Genomic DNA, 22,572 nt, shown 5'->3' on the forward strand with positions numbered 1-22,572 from the left:
TGAGTGCATGAGCACTTCGGAGCTACAACAGCGCCCCCATTCTGTCACCCTGCGTTTTCTTGCCGCCCCCACCGACGTTGATGTCACGGGGATGGTTCCTGCAGGCACCGTTCTAGAGTGGGTCGACAAGGCTGCTTACGCAGCAGCTGTTGGTTGGTCCACGAGTTATTGTGTCACCGCCTATGTAGGCAATATCCACTTCGCAGATCCTATTCACTCTGGTGACCTAGTTGAGGTCACGGCCTCGGTCGTTTACACCGGAACTAGCTCTATGCATATTCAGACGGAGGTTTCTTTCCGAGACCCTCGCGAATCGCGCCCCGTGGCTTCGAGCAATTGCTTGGTGATTTTTGTTGCTGTAGATGATTCAGGTAAGCCCGCTGCTGTGCCAAGTTTTACCCCGGGCACCCTGCGTGAAATCGAACTTCGCGATAACGCGCTGGCTCGTATTGATATTCGTGAGCAGATTGTTGCCTCGATGAAGGACCAGCGCTACACAGACTCCGGTACCGCCGAACGCGTCACCCTACGCTTCTTAGCAGCCCCTACCGATGTGAACTGGGGCGGCAAGGTACATGGTGGCATCGTGATGAAGTGGATTGATGAAGCAGCAGCGCTGTGTGCTTCACGCTATTGCCAAGAAGATACCGTTGCGGTGTTCTCCGGTGGTGTGCGTTTCTATCGACCACTGTTCATTGGACATCTGGTCGAGGTGGAAGCCCGATTGGTGTACACCGGCAGCAAGGGCATGCATATTGCTGTGCATGTGCGCTCCGGTGATCCAAAAACTAGAGAAATGAATCTGACAACTTATTGCCTGACGGTCATGGTTACCCGTGATGAGACTGGTACAGCTGTGCCGGTGAAGCCGTGGGTTCCGGTCAGCGAAGAAGATCAGCGCTTATGGGATCACGCTCGTGAGTTGGTGGCGATTCGCGCGAATGCTCCGGGTGGTTACACCCCGGTACATCTAGCAGGAACGAGCGCGTGATGAGTAACCGGAAACCATTAGTCAAAGTATGCGGGCTCTCCACCGCCAACGATGTTCAGGTAGCTATCGATCACGGCGCCGATGCATTGGGTTTTGTGCTGACTTCTAGCGCTCGAGAAATCACGCCAGAAGATGCGGCGCCATTGGTGCGCATGGTGCCCGAAGGTATCGAAACTGTGGCAGTCTTCCGTTCTGAAGATATCCCTACCGTCGTTGCGCGCTCTCGAGAAGCGGGCGTGGGCTGGGTTCAGCTTCATGGTCAACGGAGCAAGCTGGACGTGGCGGCTGCCCACGCCGCAGGTTTCAAAGTCATCCGTGCCGTGCGCCGAGATGCCATTGCTGAAGAATTCGCTGACTGGGGCGAAGAACTACTGCTCATTGATGCCTCCGTACCGGGAAGCGGAGAAAGTTGGGATTACGCTGCGGTACGCGAGCTGGCTACAGGCCGTCAATGGTTGGTGGCAGGCGGTCTCACCCCGATGAATGTTGCGGAAGCTATCAAGATTTCTGGTGCTACCGGAGCAGATGTTTCATCGGGAGTTGAGTCCTCGCGCGGCGTCAAAGACCCGGGATTGATTGCTCAGTTCCTCGACGCTGCGAAAGCCGTATGACTATTAACTCAGCCAGTTATGTGGTGCCGGTTTGCGTGAGCCCGGAAGCGCTCCTTGCTCACGCCACTGGTGCACCCATTCAGGGACCACTCGATCCTCGGGTACATCCAGTCCGACAGCGGCGAGGATCTCTTCGTTAGGGACTGCACCCTTTTTGGAGGTCATGCGCGTGGCAATATACCCGCGGGCATAAATTTCACCATCAACAACAATGCGCTGTTCAAAGTAGATGCACTTGTCATCCAGACCCAGCAGCTTAGTTTCCTGTGAGAATTTGGTGCCTAGGCGCACTGATTTGCGGAAGGTGATGGTTTCGGTCTGGACCACCGGCGTCCATTTGTTCTTACGCATAATGTCCCAAACGCCAGAGCGGAACATTAGATCAAAGCGACCAAGGTCAAAGATGGAGAAATACATACCGTTATTAATATGACCGGCAAAGTCGATGTCGGTCAGGGTAGCTCGCATTTTCACCGAGCTGGTATCAAACATGGTGAGTCTGGTGGCCTTTTTACTGTTTAGGAAGACCATGAGAATTCGAAAAATCATGTGCATACCATCACATTACCGTCCGGTAACTTTTCTGCCTAGTCCGCTGTGAATCGAAACAGCCTTCGCACAGTGAGCTTTACTAGACTTGTTCTAGTGAGCGTCGAAAAACCATTGATTCAATTGCCCGCCCGACTCGTTGGAGTTTGGCTCGCCTTGATTGTCGGCATTGCCGGATCTACCTTGCTGGCCACAGCACACTACGTCACCGGTGGAAGCCTGCTAATCATCCTTTCTTTGTGGGTCATTCGTGTACTGGCAATCTCAAGCTTCTGGCTGTTACCTGGGCGTACCGACACCAAGATCTTTGCCATGGCTTTGGCCTTACTTTCACTGATTTTGGATGTCGTGCTGAAACTACCGGTGATCGATACCGTTGAATATGGCGATTGGTTCTTGGTTTCGGCCCTGGATCTCACCGGTCAATACGCCGGTTATTTCACGGTGTGGGGCCTCTTGCTCCCCCTTCTTGCATTGACCGGCTGGTTCGTACTGCGGGCACGCAAACTCGTCGGCTGGCTTACCGGTCTGCTCAGCGCGCTCGCCCTGGGTTTTGCAGCTCAAGCTACCGTAACCTCGGACCAAGGATCGCTCACCGCATTTGTCATCGTGAGTATGGCTCGTTTTGTAGTTCCTGCCATCTTGGCCGCACTGGCCGACTTCTTGGTGACCAGGTATAAACGGCCCAAAATCTAAGTCACTTTAAAAAGGTACGGATCGTGTTCCCCAGCTAAGGGAACACGATCCGTAATTATTTGTCTGTATCTACTAGATCAAACCATCGCTGAGGTGGTTTGGCGTACCAAAACGGTGAGCCGTAATAGATACTGCTTGCTCGTGCAGGAAGGGCAGTAGCTCCACTCGGCCGGCACCCGTGACTGGGGAAGCATAGATAGCAACATCTGGCTTGCCGTCGGTGGCTTGGGCAACAGCCTTCACCGATCCACCGATCAGACGGATACGTGCCGCAGAATCCGGTCCGGTCTTAGCAGCCAGCTTGGCAGCGTAGGTGGCAAACTGATCTGCATCTTCGCGTACTACTGTGACCGAGTGTTCGGCCAACACTGCTCGAACCTGTGCTGAAAGCTCGCCAGCAAGGGACAGACGAACCCGTGAACCTGCAGCGACACCGGCAGCTGCAACTCGCAACGCCTCAGCCAGACCGTGGCTGCTGCTTTCTTGTTCAAAACGAACGGTAACTTCCACCGAGCAGTAACGGAAGACATTGCGTTCAGCCTGCAAACCCGAACGATCCTTGGCCTTATTGAACTCAGCATTCCACCAGTACTTGTCGCTGCCTAAGGCGGCAGTTAGCCACTGGGTCTGCGGCTCATCCAGCTGCGCTGCTGCTAGCAGACGCTCGTCAAAGCGCGAGAGGGCGGCAGTGTCATTGACCGGAGCATCATTCCAGCTGCCCATACCGATCAGGTAGTTTGGACCTCCGGCCTTGGTGCCTGCACCAATGGCCGACTTCTTCCAACCGCCAAATGGCTGACGCTGAACAATGGCACCGGTGATACCACGGTTTACATAAATGTTGCCGGCCTGGATGTTATCCATCCAGTACGCCATTTCGCCCCGATCCAGCGAGTGCAGACCTGAGGTCAGTCCGTAGTCCACCTCGTTGACCATTTGGACCGCTTCCTCCAAAGTTTCTGCGGTCATGACGCCCAGGATTGGGCCAAAGTATTCGGTCAGATGATATTCGCTGCCACGTTGCACGCCATAACGCACACCCGGCGAATACAGTTTGCCCGAGTCATCGAGCTGTTGTGGCTCAACTTCCCAACGTTCGCCCTTACCTAGGGTGGTCAATCCGCGCTTGAGCTTCTCGCCTGGCTCACCAATCAATGGGCCCATCTGCGATTCTGGGTTCCATGGGTAGCCGACCTTCAGTGATTTCACCGCATCGATCAGCTGGTTGTTGAAGCGACGCGATTCGGCCACCGAGCCAACCAGTACTACCAATGAAGCTGCCGAGCATTTCTGACCGGCGTGACCGAAGGCAGACTGCACGACGTCGCGAGCAGCCAGATCAAGGTCCGCATGCGGGGTGACAATAATGGCGTTTTTACCCGAGGTCTCGGCCAACAGTGGCAGATCCTTACGGAAAGAACGGAAGAGTTCGGCAGTTTCGTAACCGCCGGTGAGAATCAGACGGTCAACACGTTCATCGGATACCAACTGCTGTCCCAGCGAGCGGTCCCCCACAAAGACCAACTGCAGAACATCCTTAGGAACACCTGCATCCCATAGACACTGCACCATCACCGAACCCACGCGGGCAGCCTGGGTGGCTGGCTTGATGATCACTGCCGAGCCCGAGGCCAACGCCGAGAGCGTTGAGCCTGCCGGAATGGCCATTGGGAAGTTCCATGGCGGGGTGACCACGGTCAGCTTTGATGGTACGTACGTTGCGCCATCCACCTGATCAAGTTCGCGGCCCAACTGCGAGTAGTAGTGGGCGAAATCAATTGCTTCGGAAATTTCCACGTCGCCTTGGTCAATGGTCTTGCCGCACTCTGAACCTAGGACCTCAAGCAAGGTGGCGCGACGCTCTTCAAAGAGTTGACCGGCACGGTGCAAGATCTCGGCGCGCTGCGCCGAGCCCATAGCCTGCCAGTCGCTCGAAGCGTCTACGCCCATTGCGATGGCTTCATCCAATTCGCCCGCGGCATTGATGGTATTTGCCTTGACCAGATCCTTACCCAGCGGTGAATCCTGCATCTTGGACAGGATTTCGCGGCCCCAGTTTCGGTTCTGACTCAAGTCTGGGTCGGTATCTGGGGTGTTGAAGAAGTCGGTACTGCCATCGGCAAGACCAGCGACTCGTTCAGCCAGCGTTGGATCGTCACTGGTGCGGTCCTGCACGCGGTGCGGGGCAGGGACCTGATCGGTCATGGCTTCCAGGGATGCGAGGAAACGATTCTTTTCACGTTCAAAGAGCTGCTCATTTTTGGAGAGTTCAAAGACCGCGGACATGAAGTTTTCCTGGCTTGCGCCTTCTTCAAGGCGACGAATCAGGTAGGCGATGGCCACGTCGAATTCTTGTGGATGCACTACCGGAGTGTAGAGCAGCAGCGAACCGACTTCCTTGCGGACCGCTTCGGCCTGACCGGTGGCCATGCCCAGCAGCATCTCGAATTCGATGCCGTCGGCGACATTGCGGGACTTGGCCAGAAGCCAGGCCAAGGCAACATCAAAGAGGTTGTGTCCGGCAACGCCGATGCGCACGTTCTTTACATGCTCCGGGCGTAGTGCGTATTCCAGTACGGACTTATAGCTGGTGTCCGAATCCTGCTTGCTATGCCAGGTAGCCAGCGGCCAGTTGTGGATGTCAGCTTCCATGGTTTCCATAGGCAAATTTGCGCCCTTAACCACTCGCACCTTGATCGGCGCACCGCCTTGCGCAACACGAGCTGCAGAGAATTCCTGCAGCTCGATCATCGCAGCCAGCGCATCGGGTAGGTAAGCCTGCAGCACGATCCCGGCAGCCAGATCCTTAAACTCTGGCTTGGACAGGATCTTGGTGAAGACCGCAATGGTCAGCTCCAAGTCCTTGTACTCTTCCATGTCCAGGTTGATGAACTTCTTCTTAGGATGATTTACCGCATGGGCGTAGAGCGGGCTGAGCTTTTCAACGATGTGCTCCACTGCCTCATCAAAGGCCCAGTGATTATGCGGGGCCACGGTGGAAGAAACCTTGATGGACACGTAGTCAACGTCATCGCGCTCTAGCAGCGTGGTGGTTCCTTCTAAACGGCGGGCGGCTTCGCCTTCGCCCAGGATTGCTTCTCCCAGCAGGTTCACGTTCAGGTTTACACCTTCACGCTTGATCTTCTTGATTGCCCCGCCCAGTTTCGCCTCCGACGCATCAATGATCAGGTGGCCGACCATTTCGCGTAAGACCTTGCGGGCGATAGGGACAACTACCTGTGGCACTACCGGCGCCATAACGCCCCCTAAGCCCACAGCTTTGCGCATGTACCAAGGAAGGAAGCTCGGAACCTTGGGGGCCAGCTTTTTCAAGTTGGCTGCAGCCACACTCAAGTCCTCGGGACGGATGACGCCGTCAACAAATCCCACGGTGAAGTCCAATCCGTTGGGATCTTTGAGCACACCGGCCAAGCGGGCCGCCGCAGCATCAACCGGATAGTCGGATGCTTCGGTGAGCCAGCGGCGCACCAGCGCAATCACTTCATCGGCAAGTTCTGCCGGCGAGGTCAGCGGGTTGCCCTCAGCATCAAGCGCTGCAGGCACGGTGTGCTGGGTGGAGAGAGAAGACAATTAGTGGTCCCTTCGATGCAAAGTTATTCAGTCTGGGTTCGGCACCGAACGTTGATGTCGTTATGGCTTTTGTTGCGTTGATTTCCGCAGAAAAAGCTGTGTGCAAGTTCGAGTATGAACCTAAGTTGCGTTAAGCAAAAGTGAACAAATCCGAAGATATTTATTCGGGTTTGCTAATGTATCTTTACGCCTCAAATCTTCCCCAACCGAACGGCGGAAAAACCGTGCTTGAACTGCGACGTTTACGACTTCTCCGCGAACTGAGTATCCGCGGAACCATCGCCGAAGTGGCTGACTCCCTGAGCTATTCCCCCTCGTCGGTTTCACAGCAGCTGAGTCAATTGGAATCGGAAGTTGGAGTAGAACTGCTGCGCCGCACCGGACGCACCCTCAAACTCACCGCTCAGGCCCAACTACTGGTGACACACACCGAAACCCTGCTCGAAGCCATGGAGCACGCCGAGGCAGATCTGGCTGGCACCATGTCTACCGTGGCAGGCACAGTACGTCTGGCCGTCTTCCAAACTGCCATGCTCGCACTCATGCCACCGGTCTTGCGCGAAATGCGCGAAAAATTCCCTGACTTGCGGGTTGAAATGAGCCAGCAGGAACCCGCCGACGCACTGCAAGAAACCAGTAGCCGCAGCTTTGACCTCGTGGTTGCAGAGCAATATTCCGGGCACTCCGCCCCGCACTATTCAAACCTTGACCGCAGGGTTTTGACGCACGACCCGATCCGTTTGGCGCTTCCGGTCCTAGGCGCCCCGGGCAACGAAGCCTTTGACCAAGTCACAATCTTGGAGCATGCAGCCAGTCTGCCGTGGGTCGTTGAACCCGATGGCGCCGCCAGTCGACACTGGGCGTTACAAGCTTGCCGCCTGGCTGGATTTGAGCCCGATCTTCGCTACGAAACCGCCGACTTGCAGGCCCACGTGGAGCTGGTGCAAACCGGAAATGCCGTGGCCATGTTGCCGGATCTGGTGTTGCGTGCCAATCACAGCACCTTGCGCACAGTGGATTTACCCGGTGCTCCAGCCCGCACCATCTTCACCGCAATGAGACGCTCCTCTACCAAGTCACCGGGCATTCAAGCGGTGCGTCAGATGCTGCACGCGCAGCCCGGAATGAGTGATGCAAACGACTCTGTAATTTTGGCTACACCCCAAGACTTCGATACGGTCGATGAGGAAAAAGCATCATCAAGACAGAAATGACACTTGCGACAAAGCGAACAATTCGTGTCATAGTGGTGACTCGCACCACTTGAATCCGCGTTCCGGATTACGTCAACGATCCGGGACAGCAACGGTAATGAGGAACTATGTCCGACCAGACCTTCCAGATGATTGCGATCGCAATTTACATGGCCGCCATGCTTGGCATCGGCTATATTGCGTATCGCCGAACCAACAATATCGACGACTACATGCTGGCCGACCGTGGCCTAAAACCCTGGGTAGCCGCACTTTCTGCCGGCGCCTCCGACATGTCCGGATGGCTGCTCATGGGCCTTCCCGGAGCGATCTACCTCGGCGGATTGCACGAAGCCTGGATCGCCATCGGCCTTTTGATTGGCGCGTGGCTGAACTGGAAGTTTGTCGCTCCGCGACTTCGTTCCTACACCGCCATTTCCGATAACGCGATCACCATTCCGAGCTTCTTCGAGAAGCGATTGAAGGATAATGCGCACCTATTGCGCATCGGATCATCCCTGATCATCTTGGTGTTCTTCACCTTCTATGTCTCTTCAGGCATGGTGGCCGCCGGAAAGTTCTTCGATAGTTCCTTCGGCTGGCCGTACCTGACAGGTATGTTCTTTGTTGCGGTCATTACCCTGCTCTACACCCTCTTCGGCGGCTTCCTCGGAGCGTCCTTGACCGACATGGTGCAGGGCATCTTGATGTTCGCCGCGTTGATCGCAGTGCCGATTGTTGCGGTGATTCGCATGGGCGATATCCAGACCCTTGGCTCCCGCATCACTACGACTAACCCTGATGCCTTTAACCTGTTCTCATCCTTCAATGACAACAACTGGGCTTTGGCCGCCGTGGCGATCTTCTCCACCGCAGCATGGGGTTTTGGTTACTTTGGCCAGCCACACATCATCGTTCGTTTCATGGCGTTGCGCTCCCCAGGTGAAGCCAAGGCTGCCCGCGGTATCGGCATGAGCTGGATGTTCTTGACCACCTTGGGTGCGGTACTGACCGCGCTGATTGGCATCGTCTACTTCGCGAAGTCACCGCTGGATAAGTCTTCCAGCGAGTCGGTCTTCTTGCTGCTCAGCCAGATCTTCTTCCACCCGTTGATTGCCGGATTGGTGCTGGCCGCCGTGCTGGCAGCGATCATGTCCACCATGTCTTCACAGTTGATCGTTTGTTCCTCGGCTTTGGTAGAGGACCTGTACAACATCACCGGCCGCAAGGCTTCACCAAAAGCCTTGGTCAACCTTGGCCGTGGCGGAGTTCTGCTGATCGCCGTCATCGCAGCGCTGCTGGCATTGAACCCGAACTCCTCAATCTTGGAACTCGTGTCCTTCGCATGGGCTGGCTTCGGCGCAGCCTTCGGTCCAATCGTCTTGCTGGCACTGTACTGGCGCAAGCTGACCGCGGTAGGCGGATTCGCCGGCATGGTATCCGGCGCAGTGGTGGTCTTCATCTGGGGCAACATCGACGCGTTGTCTTCTGCGATGTATGAAATCGTTCCAGGTTTTGCTGTCGCACTGGTGGTCGCCTGGTTGGTCTCTCGGGCCACCTACCGTCCGAACCCAACCATCGATGCGGAATTCTCCGAGATGGAAAAGGAAGTTGGAGCCAAGGTTACTGCCTAGCATTACTTCCGCGAGCTCCCCTGTCCACAGTTAGTGGCAGGGGAGTTTTTCATGCCCTTATCCGGGGAAAACTAGCCCAGATTTTTCATCTAGGTTCTGACGCCCACCATGATCCGATGCACAGGACCACTGGTGGACGTATCAGCACCCTGCCCACGACAAAAAGCGCCTGAACCACCAGCGCAGGGTGCCAAGCTCCACCTACCTGGACTGAAATGATCTTTCAAAAACAAAGAACCAAGACGACGGCCATGACCAGGTCAGGTAGCCAGTTCACCATGCCGCCACAGCTGGAACAGCAAACCAATATTCTGGTGAAGCTGAAATAGTAGCTGCACTTCCTGTGCACTTTCATGGATCAGTAGCCGGCGCTGCCGGCCACCAGAAACGATTTTCCCCGCCATGAAAAACAGCCGGTACCGCCACCGCTTCACATCCCAACAACCTGCCTCATGCCCGCCAGGCAGCGCAGCAAGTTGCAGCCACGACACCAAATTCAGTGCGAACATCGCCAAGTCCGCCCAGGCCTGGTTCGCGGCAAAAGACCAATACGGCAGCTTGCCCAACCCCGTATTCTTCAACGTCTTGATCCTGTTTTCACACCGACCCCGCGCACGATGCCTCGCGTCAAGAAACGCCACGTTGAACCGCGGACTGTTGGTCAAGAACGCCGTCACTCGGTTCCCATCCTTATCGAACAAGTTCGCCCTGGCACCAGGATGCATCGGCTCAGCACGCAAATGAATCCGAGTCCCAGACGGGTAGTCCTTGAGCTCCATGACCTTGCTCGCGTCAATCACCCACGCGTTAGGGTCTGCTGAAGGTTTGGTTGACACCAAGGCTCATGCTGCCAGAGCGACAGACTCGATCATTCTAGCCTCGAACTGGATCGGGGTCATTTTACCCAACCCTCGTTGTTTGCGCTTGCGGTGATACTTCCCCTCCAGCCACCCAATAACGGCCAAGCGAAGTTGTTGGCGGGAGGACCACCATCGGCGGTCCAGGACGTTCTTCTGAAGCAAGCTGAAGAACGACTCCATGGCGGCATTGTCACCGGCTGCCCCGACCCGGCCCATCGAACCGACCAGCCCATGACGTTCTAACGCCTGGGTGAATTTCCTGGACCGGAATTGGCTACCGCGGTCGCTGTGGACCTTGACCCCGCGCGGGTACCCACGATGGGCCACAGCCATTTCCACGGCGTTGACCGCCAGCTGGGCCTTCATCCTTGAGTCCATCGAATACCCCACGATCCGGTTACTGAACACGTCCTTGATCGCACACAAGTACAGTTTTCCCTCGCTCGTAGGGTGCTCGGTATTATCGGTCAGCCACAACTGGTTAGGCTGATCAGCGGTGAACTTCCGCCGCACCAAATCGTCATGCACCGCAGGGCCCGCCGGGACGTGCTTGCGTTTGCGCTTGCTGATCACAGAACGGATCCCCCTGGCGGCACAACCGCCACACCCGGCGCTCTGAGACCTGGTATCCGGCGTCTTCCAGATCATCCGCAAGGACTCGGTAACCACCTTCGGGATCCTCCTCGTCAAGCTCGTGCACCTTGGCCATCAACTCCCGCTCTTCGACTTCTCGAGCGGAGACGGGGTTCTTCAGCCACTTGTAGTACGCCTGGGTACTGAATCCCAAGACCTAAGCACGTCACCGCCACAGGAATGCGCTTCCTGCCTGATCTGGCGGCCAATTCTCGGACGAGCGGGCCCATTATTTTGGGGAGCGAATATGCGGCTGCGAAAGATAGGCTGCGGCCTTGCGCACCACTTCGTTCTCCAATTCGAGCTCCCTGATGCGTTTGAGAGCTTGGGACATTTCTTTGCGTTCGTCAGCGTCGGAGGACGGGTTCATTCCGTGGGATTGGAAACGGGCGTCGCGGACCCAAGTTTCCAGTGCGGTCTTTGAGACACCTAGGTCCGCAGCGACTTGCTTCTGGGACATCCCCGACTCCACGAGAGCGACGGCGTCCTTCTTGAACTCGTAAGTGAAGATTCTTGGCATGGTGATTGTTTCCTTCGGTTGGGCATAACCATAGCTGGGTTATGCGGTCGAAGTGTCAACCAAACCTTCAGCAGACCCAAATGATCCACACTGACCTTGGCTTTCGGCAGGTTCTCCCGCACTGCTTTCCGGAACTCTGAAGACATATCAATCGCCACGTACGCCACCCGTTGACCCAATAACGTGGCCGCTTCTTCAACCAGTTCTTCACTGCTGCACCGCGACGGCCGTCCACAATATCTAAGATCTTTCCGGTGCTCAGATCGGTGAACACGATAGACCACGGCTCAATCCTCACCACTTTGCCACCCCTGCCACGTGCGTACCGGACTTTGCGGAACCGGTGCTCATCAATGCCTAACCGGCTTACGAGCATCCGGTCCACCTCCCCGACCAGTTCACCGACAATGTTGAGCCGGGCCATGACCGTAGGCCATGAAACATCGTGCACTGCCGCGACACGAGAAACAGCGCGTAGTTCACTGCTCATCTCACTGACAAGTTGTTCAGTGAGCCGGGTGGTGATCCTGCCCCGGAAAGGCAACTGCTCGGTGGATTGCACGAAGGAACGGCGCGAGCATGCTACTTCTTTGCAGGCCAGGCGTCGCTTGCGAACCATTACTTGCAGGCCATCACCGCCAGCTGGCAGGTCCTTGACCCGGTGGACCGGCCTAGCCTGGATCCTGGTAGTCAGCACGCCACAGGAAAGGCAGGCAGCTTCGGTAGATATGGGCTCGACAAGTACTTGTCGCCCGGAAGATTCATGGGTGGCATCGATGACTCGGTAGTCGTTGAGGTTCAGCAGAATCGACGCAGCGTCGATTAGCCCGGTATCCTTGAACACGGCTCGTAGTTCCTTGCAGATGAATTTGTTTTAGTCGACATCCATCTTCGCAGAGGGGCTGCGAGCCTTACTTATTTTGGGGTCATCACGCTAAAACTTGAAGAGCCCATTAATGCTATGGGATGGCAGTGCCAACCAACAATGTTGCGAAAGATTCAGGCGCGCAAGCAATGGACCGAATTCCTGCCTGGATAATTTCAGCAAATAACCTCGGTTAGTTCTGCGTATCTTGCCAAGATACACGCAAGAATGATCCTATTTCTCCAGAAGAATACTAGGAAACTTTGAGTAAAAAATGACCACAAATCACAACGGTCTGCCGATTTATCGGATATCATCGAAAGGCACGTATCTTCTGGTCGACACTCGTGAAAGTGAATGGATGAAACTCGTCAAATCAATGGTGCCAGTCGCTGCCATTGTTTCCTTAGCCGCGGGGCTATTCGGCGCATCACCTGCCCAAGCAGCGGTAAAGTTACCAGCTGGATGCACCACCCAATATTCTCCTCGGAATAATTCCGAGGTTTTCTCTTTGGAGTGCAAGACGCTGGCTAAATCGGCAACATTCGCTCAATATGAGAATCTGCAATCACTCATCATAGGGCCAAAGAATAGTGGCGAAAAGTCGAAGGTTGCGATCACCAGCATTCCCAAACTCCCGGCAGGCCTAACTTACTTGTCGATTAACGCGCCTAAAGTTCAAAGCTATGCCCCCGTGGGACAAATCAAGAACCTCACGGTGCTCAACCTCGGTAACGGCAGTAGCGGATTGAGTATGAGCACTCTGGCGAAAGCGTCGCCAAAGCTGACCTACTTGGCCATCATGAATGCCGCCCCGATTGACTACTCACCGTTAGGCAAACTCAAGCAGCTGCAATCTGTGTATGTTTCAGGTGATCTACCTTCTCAGAAAACTGTCGAAAACCAATGGACGAAGGCTAAATATCCGGTAGCACTCAACGGTAGTTTAGTGCTGCCCGTCAATAATGATCAAGTCGATGAACGCGGACGAAAGATTGGCAAGGAATACTCCTACGATGCACAGTCAAGGAAGCTTCGGTGGAATGGTTGCTGGAAGGGGCGAGACTACGTTAAGTTCGCTCCGAAGAATCCCGCAACCAAAGAGCAGCCGCAACTAAAGTCCGCTGGCATCTACTTCAACGGCCCGATCGAGGTTAGCTGCCTCTCCGAGTGGGCCAAGGATTCAAAGGCGAAGCTTCAAATAATGGGCAAGCCACAGATCGGAAAGACCGTCACCGCAAAGCTTTCCCATTCCAAGGACTACATCGACACATACCAGTGGACCCGCAGCGGCAAGCCGATTAGGGGTGCCACTAACGCGTCATACAAACTCGTCAAGGCCGATCTAGGTAAGCAGATCTCAGTTACTGCTACAGACAAGATTGACACATTTGGTTTCACTGGTGGGTCATTCCCCAAAACTGTGCCGTATTCCGTAACCAAAGTTGCGACGAAGAAAGCTCTTTACGGATTCACCACAAAGAAACCAACCACTTCTGGTCAAGCCAAAGTGGGCAAGAAACTCACGGCAAAGACTGCAAAGTGGGGAGGTTCCCCTACCAGATATGCGTACCAGTGGCTAAGGAACGGTAAGAACATCGGGGGCGCAACTAAGAGCTCTTACAAACTAGTCCAGGCCGATCGCAATAAAAAAATATCTGTGAGGATGACTGGTTCCAAGAAAAACTACCAGAACGCGTCGGCAACATCCGGAACGGTGACTGTGCGCTAGCGGTGATTCGACGCTACGTTTCCTGACCTAGCGGGAGTAACTATCTACGAGTCGGTAGCAACATCAAGACTCTTACTGTGGGTTTCTGTTGCGTCACGTCGATATCTCCGGGAACTGAGCCGGTCAAGTTTTTGAGACACAAACTATGATTTTTTCTTATTAAACTCAGGCCGCATTAGCCACAGAATTCTGCTCCCAATCCCAGTCCAGAAGCATCCGAGGACTCAATCCACCATTAGCGGTGTGCGGACACTTTCGGTTATACCAAACCTCAATGAAGTCCATCACCGCGGTCCGAGCCGCAATCCGACTCGTAAAAGCACGGTGGTTGAGCTGGAATGATGTGGTGATAAATCTCGTACTTAATCGTCGAGAACGCTGACTCCGCCATCGCATTATCCCGACGTTAACCGTACGACCCACGAGCATCGCTTTGATCACTGATTTCATGACCGTTTTTTGACCGCACTGCTTGAATAAAAGCATTCTTGGCCGCTTCCCTTGGATATTCTTACCACGTCAAAGTTCGAACAAGCTCGCTATCACACTCTCACCAAAGGAAACACCATGTGGAACACTCTGCACGAGAAAACGGTCGTGTCCATCGCAGCCTTGGCGCTGGTAGCTGTCGGCCTTGGCGGCTGCTCTAGCGCGACCAATGCCGAGACCACCAGTGCCAGCCCCTCAAAGACAGTCTCCGCACCTGCGGAAACTTCGCCCTCACCGTCTCAAAGCGCCACCTCGACTAAGTCGATGACGCGTTATGACTACGCCAAGCACGACATGAAATTTCTTGTCCTGCGTTCATCAGAGAGTTCCCCATACGGTGCCGATCCCGAATTCGCCAAGGTCACTTCCGAAGACGGCACCATAGCTTTCAGTGCCATGGACACACAGTCTGCATTCAAAGTTGGGATGAACACCTACCTGAAGCTTCGCACCGACCCCAAGTTCAGCAGGACAACCCGTACTCCTGAATCTGACGCCCAAGAGTTACAAAAATATAAGACCTTGAGCGACTTCCTACTAAAGGATGCCAAAAAATCAACGGATTCAGGCAAGCATTTCGACTTCGTCCCCTACCACATCATGTTGAGTGCATCGTTGTGGGAGAGCGAGGATAAAGACGTCAATGACCATGACACGTACCTAATTGATACCCAGCAGCGACAGACCATCGGTTTCGACGGGTTCGAGTTCGTTGCAGGCACCGATGAAGTATCCGGCCATGAGCTTCTAGAAATTATCTTCACTGAAGAGGACCAATACAAGCTGGCAGAAGAACACACTGGAAGTGTAACGAGTGTCATTCGCGTTGTCATGGCGAAGATAGACGGTGAATGGTTGGTTGACGGCTTGCATTGGAAAACCTGGACGATAAACGTCCAGGATAAGAACGGCAAGAAGGTCCTGAACATGGAAGATTTCCCGTACTAAGAGAATTCATGTATTCACACACCAGCTTCGCTATCCGTAGCACCAAGCCACGCATCCACGGCACCACGATCATCACCCTCGGTGATGGTCAGCTTATCCATCTCCGTGACCAAGGCTTGTAGACCGCAGCTCAGCGCACCGGCCTCGGCCTTGACGGCCTAGAGATCTTCCACGAAATCAGGTGGAAGCAGGATCGAAGCAAGGATCCTTGCGGTCGCAGCACTGAGGAGATCCTCGAATACCTGGACAGTTTCTACTAGTCGCTTTTCTGAATGACAATGCCGCCCCTAAATTTGGGGGCGGCATTGCTGTTGTACGCCCGGCATGGGCATCTACTTAAGGGAGAAACTACCTTGGAGGAGAAGGTGGTTTAACTCCTGACCAATTGCAACTGCGTCGCAGTGAGGTGGGGTGGGAAGGAAACCGGAGGCAAACCTCTGCATTGAGGAACGCGAATCACCAACAAGGCATGTTTGCCGGGGTAAGCGAGCAAGAGATGGTGAAGTCCGTTCCACTAGTTTTGTTCCAGCAACAAGCGGCAATTGTGTAAATGTGGCAGGCGCAGAGTGAAAGTAATTGTTCTTATCCGGGGAGGTCTATCCTAGTGCACCACCGGATTATCCAGTGGGGCGGTTCTGGTCGTGAGGTCAGTAACTGATGGGGCAGCAGTCAGCAGAGGTCATAATACCTGAGTAGGAATCGCGTTGGGTGAGGAGCCCGAACGTTTCCCCGAGACCCATTGTGGTTGATGCGGGAGGCAGGGAAGGGCTGAACGCTTGGAAATGAGTATCTGAAGCAGTGATACTCATGACAGCTCAACCCGACCTTCTCCTTGCCAGAGACTGCAGCACCATTCTTCACCGTAAACTTTACCTTCGCCACCGACGAAGCCTTGGAAGTAGCGCACAAAGTGCGGTTGCGTCCCTTACCAGTTGCAGTCATCACCACATTGAACTTTTTGCCACTGTCAGACAAACCCAAATTGCAATCGGTTTTAATGCGACAATGCAGACTATAAAGTTACCGGTTCAAGGGCATCAAAGGCTGCATCGATATCTTGGTCAACGATTTCCCAACCACCATCTTTATTCTGTGCAAGATCCAGATCGTAGGACCACTTTCCGGTTGCCTTAACAGTCGCGTCGATCTCATTGCTCCACAGCGGAAACTCAGAGGTTTGCGTGAAGTGCACATTGACGATTTTCCGTGATTTATCAACTTTGCTCGTCGCTTTTCCTTGCTTCAGAGAAAGTATGCACGCTTTAGAATTCTGTTCGGTACACTTCTCATAAGGCTTGTAGAAATCCGTTTCGTCCCAGAACATGATAAGCGGCACAGTCAAGTCTGCGAATTCCTCGTTTTCCAGGTCCTTACCTTTCCACGAAGCCACCGGTTTCAGCTCGTCAGCGGAGTAGTACTTACCAAGGAAATTTATCATTTCGTCTATCGAGGCTCCGTCCTTAACCCATTGCCCGCTGAGGTAGTACCCGTTCGTATGGGAAGCACGAGCGTACTTCATCGCGTGAGCAACTGCTTCCTCGGTAGCTTCGGCAGTGCCAAACTCAGGAGCGGTGCTAGCCTTGGGGGTCGCTGTGGCGCTAGTTTTCACTTCATCTGCCGGGCTCTTACCCGCAGGAGATCCTGTGGCCGCACAACCTGCCATAGCGATTGCGGTCGCAGCAATCAAAGCAAATGACGCCGCTTGGGGCCGGATAGAAAATGTCATTCTTTGGGGTTTCCTTATCAATTAGTTAATAGCTGACGTTGTATGCGATGAAGCAGGCTGGCATGTTGACCATCTCAGTACTCAAGAACCAGCGATCAGTTTAGCCACAAGGAGCCAGACCACGGCTGGTCCTGGGTTAGTTCCGGTCTACAGCGGACGGTTCCAGATCGATTCACTGGTCAAGGCCTTGCGCCTCAGCTAGATGGGTGGCAACGAGACGTGGGAACGCATGTGGCCCTAACTTCGCGCCATTACCCGTTTCTCCGGTTTTCCTTTCGAAGTCACGTAGTGATCGACGATACGCACTTGGTGCGGCGTGCTTCCCAGCCCGTGTCGCAAAGAGGGGATTTTCCACGCTAAAAATCGAAGAGCCCCTAAACTGAGCGTCGTAATAAAATTCTTTGAGAAGCGCAATGCTTTTAGCGCCGAGAGCTAAGGAGCCTGCAGAAGCTGCCGTTTTTGCGTCCGACCTCGGACGGCGTCGTGTCATATTCCTTGAAGACGCGACGAAGGATATTCACATCTGCTTCGCTTGGCGCATGTACCACGCGCAGGCCACGGGCAGCGGGTTCTAACGGTAATGGGAACTTCTGATTGTTCAGGGAGTCCACCTGCCGTTAGAACCCGCCACACTTGTGAGCGGGGTCAAGGGACCTAGTTGGCCGTTACTTGGTAACTGGCGCAGTGGTCGTTGCTACAGCCCAGGAGGCCTTAGGAACGGTCACTCGGTAGGTCTTCTTCTTGGAATCCTTCAAGGTCACTGAAGCCTTGCCCTTGGTGAGCTTCACCGTCTTGATAGTCTTCCAGGTCTTGCCTGACTTGACTTGCAATGTTGCGTTCTTTGGGTTGTACCCAACGTAGCGGTTTTTCTCAGGAGAGAAAACGGTGGCAGTAGTCGTCAACGTGACTTTCTTTCCCGAGCGCTTGACGGAAAGGTTGCTCTTGGTTTTTCCTCGAACGTAGAACGACTTCTTGGTCGTGTCCCAGTAATCGCGCGTTGCCAGGCTGGGGGTTCCGTCATCCAAGTAATTGAAGGTCGCAACGACATACGCCGGAGCAATCGTGTAAACGCCAAGACCAGTGCGGTCTGGGCAGATTTCAATTCGATCGTTGCGAGTCGTCTGCTTCTTATTTACGAAGTCGAAGCCATAGTGATCCCACAGCTCGTCACCATTATGAGACACGTAGGATTCAACAGCTGCATCATTGAAATCGTTGGCGAATTTAGCTTTCGCTGTCACCAAAATGTTTTTGCAAGAATCACTTGAAACAACAACATCTGAAACACTGTACCCTGTAATGTCGATTGGACGGTTGCTGGCTTGTGCTGGTGCAGCACCGAAAGCTAATGCACCGATCAGCGATACTACAGCTGAGGCACCGAGTGCTTTTTTGCGCGAGAAAATCCCCATGTGATGACCCTTTTGTTCCGAGGGCGCCCCATGACAGCCCTTCGAAAATACTCTAAAGCATTTTCCCCATTGGCGAAGAAATATTTCACCTGACAAGTCACTGAGAAAATTTTTCACTATCGAAAAGCGCCCGAAATAAACGGCAGTTTCGCAGTGCACACAAGAATGTGCGTTCCGCGAAAAGTCGCGTACTATGGCGGGCACACTTCAAAAACGGATTCAATAACCTAAACCCGACCGGCGCGTTAATGCCTGCGTGAACCACACTGGGTGTTAATTTGTGGGTATGCCAAACCCCGAAGTCACCGACGCCGAACGCCGACTGCTCAAAGACTACAAGAACACTGCTCCCCACAAACTCGTGGTGAAGAAAGCAGAGGCACTCTTACTGCTTTCTGCGGGTGTTGACCCGGTGATCGTTGCTGACTTCGTCGACCGTGAACCTTCCACGCTGGAGGACTGGGCCCGGGACTGGAATAAGCAGCGTATGGCGTCCTTGTTTACAGGTCACGCAGGAAACCTGAACCGTAGTTTCCTCACTGAGAAGCAACGAGAGATTGCCGCTCAGGTCCTCTCCCAGCCACCAGGTGACCAGTACTTGCCAGCACAGTTCTGGGATGTTCCGAAACTAGATCACTGGTTATCCACGACGTTCAACGTTGAATATGCGTCCGCGACTTCGTATCAGTTCTTGTTGCGCATGGCGGGGTTGTCTTTTCACAAGCCGGAGAAGTTTGACCGCAGACGAGGTGATGACAAGGCCATTGACCTGCGGATCAAAGAGATCCGTGAAGAACTCACGGTCCCGTTAGCTGACGAGGACACGTTGGTCTTCGCTGCGGACGAGGTACGTATTGATCAGGAAGCCGTTGTCCGGCGGGCTTGGTATGAGAAGGGCACGAAAACCGTGGTGAAGGTTGACCGGCAGAAGGCTTCGCAGTCGTTTATCGGGTTCTTGGATCAGAACTCTGGTCAGTGTTTGACGTTGCGGTTGGATTGGCAGAACGCCGCCACGATCCTTGAAGCTGTGCAAACGTTGGTGGGGTTGCATCCAGGGAAACGGATAGTGATTGTGTGGGATAACGCGACGTGGCATAAGAACCAGTTGCTACGTGCAGAGCTAGCTCAGGGCGAAACGTTGCAGGATGTTCATTTGATCAGTTTTCCGCCGTACGCTCCGGATCATAATCCGATTGAGCCTGTGTGGAATGATGCGAAGAACGCGATCAGTAATGTTCAGCGTGATGACTTTGAATCGACGGTGACGGCGTTTGAAGCGCATATCCGGTCACGGTTGTTTCATTACAAGATCTGAGGTTTTGGCTGACCGATTTTGAAATGTGAGAGCCATAGAATTATCCTAAGACTCATTTTCGAGAAAGATCGTAATACTTTGCGTAAAATCATTGCGGCCGTCGTCGCAGCATTCATGTTTGTCGGCGTTTCAGCGGTCCCATCACAGGCGGCGCCGTTAGACAATCCAGCTTTTACTATGGCCAGTGTCTACCGTGAAGAAACACCTGAATGCCGAACTGGCAAGATTTATGAAAAACCCCAATGTTTCAGTATCCATGTAGAGGCCTACAAGGAATACGAGAAACGGGATATGCCGGAAAGTCGAGAACGAACTGGCAGTGCCACCATGGTGCTGACACAGTCGCAGACTGGCAAGAAGTTCAAGCCAACCGCGTACGTCAATGTCACTCATTTCTATGGACCGGCCTACGTTGGAGCCTCTACTGGGTTCAAGGCGAGCGAGCTTCCAAATCTCAAGCCTCCATACAATGTTTTTGAGCTTGAAACGACCGTAAACCTTCCACGAGGGTCGATCTGCGACTGGCAAGGCTGGTGCGAGGAAGCCCCTGCAGTGAAAGACACTCGGTTCTACCGGGTGACCATCGACGAAGAGACCTTCCGAAGTCGAGAAATCTTCAAGGCTACAGCGACCCAGAAGGTCACGAAGAAGGCGACGACAACTGCTGAAAAGTCAGCGTCCTACACGGGCAAGGCATCGTATAAGGCGACGGAAACCGCAACCTACCGTTACAAGGGCAAAAACTACAAGGCGACTGCATCCCACACGGTGACCAAGACCAAAAAGGTCACCAAGAAGGCTAAAGCTTCAGCTAGCGCCAGTGCAACCAAGACTGCCACTAAAACAGTGGTGAGCACCAAGTCAGCCAAGGATGCTAAGGCTCAAGCGTCCTCCCAAGCGTCCTCCCAGGCTGCAAAGGATGCTACTGCAGCTGCCACCAAGGCGGCTAAGAAATCGGCCGAAAAGAAAGCTGCCTCCGAAGCGAAAAAGAAGATCACCAAGAAGGTGAAGTCTCAAGCCAAGGCAGACGCAAAGAAGAAGATCACCGAAAAGGTGAAAGCAGGGGCAAAGAAAGAAGCTCAGAAGAAAGCATTAGCCACCGCCAAGAAGAAAGCCAAAAAGTAGCCAGCAGCTACCGGCCCCAGAGGAACTAGCCTCTGGGTCCTTCTTGACGTAAAACTAGCCCAAGTTTTTCATCACGGCGCTGACGGCCACCGAAATCCATACCCAAGGGATTCTCGGTGGCCATCTCCGCTTCTGCCCACGACAAAAAGCGCCCGAACCACCAGCGCTGAGTACCAGGCTCCACCGACCTGGGTTGTAATGACCTTTCGAAATCAAAGAAACAACAGGACAACCACCAGTTCAGGCAGCCAGCTCGCCGTGCCGCCAACGCTGAAACAATGCGCCGATGCCCTCAATCAATTGGCATAGCAGCTGAGCTTCCGGCGCTCTCTCAGGGATCAGAAGCCGGCGTTGCCGGCCACCAGAAACAATCTTCCCTGCCATCGAGAACAGCCGGTACCGCCACCGCTTCACATCCCACACCGAAGCCTCATGCCCGCCAGGTAGCGCAGCAAGTTGAAGCCACGACATCAAATTCACTGCGAACATCGCCAAGCCAGCCCACGCCTGGTTCGCGGCGAAAGACCAATACGGCAACATACCCAACCCCGCACTCTTCAGCGTTTTGATCCTGTTCTCGCACCGGCCACGGGCACGGTGCCGGGCATCGAGGAACGCCACATTGAACCGCGGCGCATTGGTCAAGAACGCGGTGACTCGGTTCCCGTCCGTATCGAACAAGTTCGCTTTCGCCCCGGGATGCAACGGCTCAGCACGCAAATAAATCCGTGTTCCCGGAGGGTAGTCCTTCAGCTCCATGACCTTGGACGCGTCAATCACCCACGCATCATCACGCTGGCCACCGTCAGCGCTCAGCGCTGGTTCCCAGTACTTCTTCTCATCGATCCACCGGATGAACCGCTCCTTGACGACCGGTAGCGAATACGAGGTGGAGAACTGGAGCCCCAGCGAATCCAGGTGGTGCAAGAACTCCCGGGAGGACCCGGCGCTATCGGTGCGGACCAGGACCTTCTCACCACACAGATTCCCGTGCTCATCATAGAAATCATCTGGCAGCTGAGCCAACGCCTGATCGAGTATGTCGATGTGGGATTTGGCGGAATTCGCTCCACGCTTTCCAGGGCGCAACTGCACGGCAAGCACTTCGCCGGTGCCGTTGGCTTTGCCGTAATCAGCCATAGCAATCATCGGTGAGAAAACGTACCCACCTTTATAGGTGCCAGCACTATGTTCCTTATCTGAGTGGACATGAACTAACGGGGCGTCGATATCGATGACCAGCGGGTTGATTGCCGTGGCCAGCTTAGCTGGATCCCGTGGTCCAGCTGCCGCCCAGACCTTGGACCGCAAGGTCCGGGTCATAGTGGCGAAGCCATAGGCGAAAGCGTCTGGTTGTTTCTTAATGCGGCTCATGAATCGGCTGACCGTCGCGTCGGACGCCACTGTCCCGAACAGATCCGGTGCAGCGCGAAGCTGATCGATGTCTGTGGCTTGTTCACCGCCAGCTGCCATCGACAGGGCGAGCGCGCCGAGGATCTTTCCTGGCCGGTGGGTTGCAGTGGCTGGTACGAACTGGGAGAAACGATCTTCACAAAGCTGGCGGAAGTCCAGTGCGTTCAAAAAACCAGTGAGGACTGAAAGCCCTGCGTGGGAGACCAGATTCTGGCCGGTGAGTTGGGACGGGAGGGAAGGGAACACATGGGTAGAATGGTTCACTGATC

General features: G+C 54.3%; 14 protein-coding genes and 4 pseudogenes. 9 read left to right on the top strand and 9 right to left on the bottom strand.

Translation table 11 applies throughout. From position 1 onward, the window contains the following. Positions 1-7 precede the first annotated feature (7 nt). Positions 8-991 carry an acyl-CoA thioesterase gene (locus FJV47_RS09440; protein ID WP_159612315.1) on the top strand — a complete coding sequence of 328 codons (984 nt, stop codon included), beginning with the start codon at positions 8-10 and terminating at the stop codon, positions 989-991. Then, positions 991-1,602, top strand: coding sequence for a phosphoribosylanthranilate isomerase (locus FJV47_RS09445; protein WP_159612317.1), 612 nt, complete (start codon positions 991-993; stop codon positions 1,600-1,602). Before FJV47_RS09440 ends, FJV47_RS09445 begins: the two co-directional genes overlap by 1 nt. 3 nt (positions 1,603-1,605) lie before the next feature. Here the strand turns inward: FJV47_RS09445 and FJV47_RS09450 are convergent, their stop codons facing one another. After that, positions 1,606-2,157 (bottom strand): thioesterase family protein, encoded by a 552-nt coding sequence (locus FJV47_RS09450; RefSeq protein ID WP_159612319.1) that lies wholly within the window; start codon positions 2,155-2,157, stop codon positions 1,606-1,608. Between the two features lie 90 nt (positions 2,158-2,247). On the opposite strand from FJV47_RS09450, the gene FJV47_RS09455 reads away from it, so the two are divergent. Beyond that, positions 2,248-2,847 (top strand): hypothetical protein, encoded by a 600-nt coding sequence (locus FJV47_RS09455; RefSeq protein ID WP_159612321.1) that lies wholly within the window; start codon positions 2,248-2,250, stop codon positions 2,845-2,847. Positions 2,848-2,919: 72 nt separating this feature from the next. On the opposite strand, the gene FJV47_RS09460 is transcribed toward FJV47_RS09455, so the two are convergent. Beyond that, positions 2,920-6,438, bottom strand: coding sequence for a proline dehydrogenase family protein (locus FJV47_RS09460; protein WP_159612323.1), 3,519 nt, complete (start codon positions 6,436-6,438; stop codon positions 2,920-2,922). A 224-nt stretch (positions 6,439-6,662) separates the two neighbouring features. On the opposite strand from FJV47_RS09460, the gene FJV47_RS09465 reads away from it, so the two are divergent. Together FJV47_RS09465 and putP are read left to right on the top strand one after the other, a co-directional pair. After that, a complete protein-coding gene (locus tag FJV47_RS09465) occupies positions 6,663-7,652 on the top strand; it encodes a LysR substrate-binding domain-containing protein (protein WP_159612325.1) in 990 nt (329 codons plus the stop codon). A 107-nt stretch (positions 7,653-7,759) separates the two neighbouring features. Next, positions 7,760-9,265, top strand: coding sequence for a sodium/proline symporter PutP (gene putP, locus FJV47_RS09470; RefSeq protein WP_159612327.1), 1,506 nt, complete (start codon positions 7,760-7,762; stop codon positions 9,263-9,265). A 260-nt stretch (positions 9,266-9,525) separates the two neighbouring features. On the opposite strand, the pseudogene FJV47_RS09475 reads toward putP, so the two are convergent. The 3 pseudogenes from FJV47_RS09475 to FJV47_RS09485 form a co-directional block, all read right to left on the bottom strand. Next, a pseudogene (locus FJV47_RS09475) lies at positions 9,526-10,074 on the bottom strand (transposase); the annotation flags it as partial. Positions 10,075-10,107: 33 nt separating this feature from the next. Next, a pseudogene (locus FJV47_RS09480) lies at positions 10,108-11,278 on the bottom strand (IS3 family transposase). 68 nt (positions 11,279-11,346) lie between these two features. Further along, positions 11,347-12,122, bottom strand: a pseudogene (locus FJV47_RS09485) (transposase); the annotation flags it as partial. A 382-nt stretch (positions 12,123-12,504) separates the two neighbouring features. Here FJV47_RS09485 and FJV47_RS09490 point away from each other — a divergent pair. Next, positions 12,505-13,875, top strand: coding sequence for a hypothetical protein (locus FJV47_RS09490; RefSeq protein ID WP_159612329.1), 1,371 nt, complete (start codon positions 12,505-12,507; stop codon positions 13,873-13,875). A gap of 165 nt (positions 13,876-14,040) precedes the next feature. Here FJV47_RS09490 and FJV47_RS09495 read toward each other — a convergent pair. Continuing rightward, a pseudogene (locus FJV47_RS09495) lies at positions 14,041-14,275 on the bottom strand (integrase core domain-containing protein); the annotation flags it as partial. 167 nt (positions 14,276-14,442) lie between these two features. Here FJV47_RS09495 and FJV47_RS09500 point away from each other — a divergent pair. Further along, a complete protein-coding gene (locus tag FJV47_RS09500) occupies positions 14,443-15,312 on the top strand; it encodes a hypothetical protein (protein WP_159612331.1) in 870 nt (289 codons plus the stop codon). 1,012 nt (positions 15,313-16,324) lie between these two features. Here the strand turns inward: FJV47_RS09500 and FJV47_RS09505 are convergent. Then, on the bottom strand, positions 16,325-17,038 hold the full coding sequence (locus FJV47_RS09505; RefSeq protein WP_159612333.1) for a hypothetical protein: 714 nt from the start codon (positions 17,036-17,038) through the stop codon (positions 16,325-16,327). 665 nt (positions 17,039-17,703) lie between these two features. Then, a complete protein-coding gene (locus tag FJV47_RS09510) occupies positions 17,704-18,450 on the bottom strand; it encodes a hypothetical protein (protein ID WP_159612335.1) in 747 nt (248 codons plus the stop codon). A 280-nt stretch (positions 18,451-18,730) separates the two neighbouring features. Between FJV47_RS09510 and FJV47_RS09515 the strand changes: the two genes are divergently transcribed. Both FJV47_RS09515 and FJV47_RS09520 read left to right on the top strand, forming a co-directional pair. Then, complete coding sequence (locus FJV47_RS09515) at positions 18,731-19,765, top strand: IS630 family transposase (RefSeq protein ID WP_159612337.1); 1,035 nt, start codon at positions 18,731-18,733, stop codon at positions 19,763-19,765. Positions 19,766-19,843: 78 nt separating this feature from the next. Then, positions 19,844-20,890 carry a hypothetical protein gene (locus tag FJV47_RS09520; protein WP_159612339.1) on the top strand — a complete coding sequence of 349 codons (1,047 nt, stop codon included), beginning with the start codon at positions 19,844-19,846 and terminating at the stop codon, positions 20,888-20,890. Positions 20,891-21,130: 240 nt separating this feature from the next. On the opposite strand, the gene FJV47_RS09525 is transcribed toward FJV47_RS09520, so the two are convergent. Next, complete coding sequence (locus FJV47_RS09525; protein ID WP_159612341.1) at positions 21,131-22,567, bottom strand: IS1380 family transposase; 1,437 nt, start codon at positions 22,565-22,567, stop codon at positions 21,131-21,133. Between the last annotated feature and the right edge of the window lie 5 nt (positions 22,568-22,572).

Origin of the sequence: Glutamicibacter sp. JC586, assembly GCF_009805585.1 — a bacterium.
Lineage (GTDB): Bacteria > Actinomycetota > Actinomycetes > Actinomycetales > Micrococcaceae > Glutamicibacter.

What these genes read in the sequence shown, in the direction of transcription:
- FJV47_RS09440 (WP_159612315.1), top strand. Translation starts at nt 8, where the DNA reads ATGAGCACTTCGGAGCTACAACAGCGCCCCCATTCTGTCACCCTGCGT.
- FJV47_RS09445 (WP_159612317.1), top strand. Translation starts at nt 991, where the DNA reads ATGAGTAACCGGAAACCATTAGTCAAAGTATGCGGGCTCTCCACCGCC.
- FJV47_RS09450 (WP_159612319.1), bottom strand. Translation starts at nt 2,157, where the DNA reads ATGCACATGATTTTTCGAATTCTCATGGTCTTCCTAAACAGTAAAAAG.
- putP (WP_159612327.1), top strand. Translation starts at nt 7,760, where the DNA reads ATGTCCGACCAGACCTTCCAGATGATTGCGATCGCAATTTACATGGCC.
- FJV47_RS09490 (WP_159612329.1), top strand. Translation starts at nt 12,505, where the DNA reads ATGAAACTCGTCAAATCAATGGTGCCAGTCGCTGCCATTGTTTCCTTA.
- FJV47_RS09500 (WP_159612331.1), top strand. Translation starts at nt 14,443, where the DNA reads ATGTGGAACACTCTGCACGAGAAAACGGTCGTGTCCATCGCAGCCTTG.
- FJV47_RS09505 (WP_159612333.1), bottom strand. Translation starts at nt 17,038, where the DNA reads ATGACATTTTCTATCCGGCCCCAAGCGGCGTCATTTGCTTTGATTGCT.
- FJV47_RS09510 (WP_159612335.1), bottom strand. Translation starts at nt 18,450, where the DNA reads ATGGGGATTTTCTCGCGCAAAAAAGCACTCGGTGCCTCAGCTGTAGTA.